Source organism: Siccirubricoccus deserti (genome assembly GCF_014283215.1).
GTDB lineage: Bacteria > Pseudomonadota > Alphaproteobacteria > Acetobacterales > Acetobacteraceae > Siccirubricoccus > Siccirubricoccus deserti.
In genome coordinates, this window is the sequence record NZ_JACOMF010000174.1 from 1 (window position 1) to 2565 (window position 2565).

The 2565-nt window shown below is 69.6% G+C and carries 1 protein-coding gene; it reads left to right on the forward strand.

Going from position 1 to position 2565, the window contains the following annotated elements:
• Positions 1 to 371 precede the first annotated feature (371 nt).
• Positions 372 to 2565 (forward strand): PAS domain S-box protein (locus H7965_RS29460; RefSeq protein WP_222440887.1); only part of this gene is annotated, 2194 nt, incomplete at its 3' end.

Genomic DNA, 2565 nt, shown 5'->3' on the forward strand with positions numbered 1-2565 from the left:
CGAATGCTTGATATCCTCTATCCGTGAGCTCCTCTCAGTACGATACTGCGACGAGGCGACCTGAGCGGTCGCCCGGGGCGCCACCGGTGTTGTCCTCGACGAAGTCTGCCAGGCTCGCGCCTCGCCTCGGGCTACGTGCACACCTTGTCGGGCTAGTTCTGGCAGTCCTTCTGCCTGCCCTTGCTGTCGGCGGCGCCGCGGCCTGGCATGCGGCCAGTGCCTACCGTCAAGCCTTTGAGGCGCGGCTGCTCGACACCGCCCGCGCCCTGTCACTGGCCATCAGCAGCGAGTTCGACACCCTTGGCACTGCCGCCCTGGCGCTCGCCTCCGCGCCAAGCCTGCGGGATGCGGCGGATAGTGAGATACCCGCTATGCGCACCTGGGCCGCCGAAATCGCGCAGGGCCTAGGCGGCGCGCGCGTGGTCGTCAAAGACGCCGCGCCGGGGCACCGCCAGCTCCTCGATACGGGACTCTCCAAGGCCGCGCTGGTGCCGTCCCCCTCTGTTTCTGGCCATGGTGGGTGGGATCTGATCCGCCGTGTGGCGGAGACCGGCCGCCCCGCGGTGTCAGACCTGTTCACAAGCCCGGGTAGTAGTAGCTGGGCGGTGGCGGTCGCCGCGCCGGTGCTGCGGGCTGGGCGAGTGGAGCGCGTGGTTATCGTCGCGGCAGACCCGGCCCGGCTGTCCGCACTGCTGCGCATGCAACCCCTCTCCGGTGCGGCCTTTGCCTCAGTTGCAGACGGACGGGGAAGGATTGTGGCGCGCTCGCGCGACCATGAGCGGTTCGTCGGCACCGTGCCCCCAAGTCAAAGCAACTCCGGAATAGCCGAACAGCGCGGCGTCTTCCGCTCGCGCACTAGCTACGGCCACGAGGGGCTATACGCCCGGCAAGGGGTGGCCCGGGCGCCCGGCTGGACCCTGGTCGTGGTTGAGCCGCTGGCTGCCTACACGGCCAGTTGGGTGCACCCGCTGTTGGGGCTGTTTGGTGGTGGCGTGGCGGCACTCGCCCTTGGTGTGATGCTGGCTGCCACTCTCGCTGGGCGGGTCCGCCGCCCTGTGGCAGCACTGCTGCGCCGCGCTGAGGATGTCGCAGCGGCGGGGCGGTCCACCACGGCGGAACCCCTGCCACGGAGTTCGGTCGCCGAATTTGAGGCACTGCGCGCAGCAGTCGAGCGCGCCGAGGCGGCACGGCGGGAGGGCGAGGCAGAGTTCCGCACCGCCTTCGAACAGGCGCCCGTGGCCATGTCGCAGTCCGATCCAGAGACGGGCCGGCTGCTACGGGTCAACGCGGCCTATTGCCACCTGCTCGGACGCCAGGAACCTGAGTTGGTCGGGCGGCGATTCTTGGACCTCGTGCACCTCGAGGACCGTGAGACGGATCAGGCGGGCTGGTGGAGGATGGTACGGGGCGAGGCGCCGGATCACCGGACCGAAAAGCGCTACGTCCGGCCCGACGGCACGGTACGCACCGCCATCGTCAGCGTGTCCCCGGTTCGCGGCCCGGCCACGGGACGCGTCGTGCGCACTCTGGCAGCGGCGCTGGATGTGACGGAGCGACGGGAGGCAGAGGCGGCGCTGGCGGCAAGCGAAGCGCAGCTGCGGGCCGTGTTCGAGACGACGCCGGAGTGCGTGAAGGTGGTCGCGCTTGACGGCACGCTGCTGCGGATGAACCGCGCCGGACTACGCATGGTCGGGGCCGAGGCCGCGGACATGGTTGAGGGAAAGTGCGTCTTCGGCCTCGTTGCGCCCGAGCACCGGGCAGCATGGCAGGAGAACCACATGCGGGTCTGCCAGGGGGAGGCATTGGCCTGGGAGTTCGACGTGATCGGGCTTCAGGGCATGCGCCGGAGCATGGAAACACATGCGGCGCCGCTGCACCTGCCGGATGGGGGGGTGGCGCAGCTCGCAGTTACGCGCGATGTGACAGCGCGCCGGCAAGCCGAGGAGCGTCAGGCTCTTCTCATGCGCGAGGTAGACCACCGGGCTAAGAACGCGCTGACAGTTGTGCAGGCGACCCTCCGTCTGACACCGAAGGAAGATGCACAGTCCTACGCGCGGGCAGTCGAAGGGCGGGTGCGGGCCCTCGCCCGGGCACACACGTTGCTGGCTGAGGAGCAGTGGATTGGCGTCGAGCTGTGGGCGCTCGCAGAGGGTGAACTCGCGCCCTTCCTCCCTGGCGCGGGCAATGCAAACGATGCGGACATGCCAGTCGCGCCACGCGCGGAGCTCTCCGGCCCACCAGTACGGCTGCGACCTGAGGCCGCGCAGGCAGTAGCAATGGCGCTGCATGAGTTGGCCACGAACGCGACGAAGCACGGCGCCATGTCGGTTCCAGGTGGAGTGGTGGGGCTGAGCTGGGAAGCCGACCGAGAGACCGGGTGGCTGCGGCTGCGCTGGGAGGAGATCGGTGGTCCCGTGGTGCCCGGCCCCCCATTGGTGCGGGGCTTCGGCAGCCGCGTGCTTGAGGGGACAATCCGGGATCAGCTCGGGGGGCGGGTCGAGCGGCGGTGGGAACCCGGCGGCCTCATCTGCGAGCTCGATCTGCCGCTCACACGCGTTGTGCAAG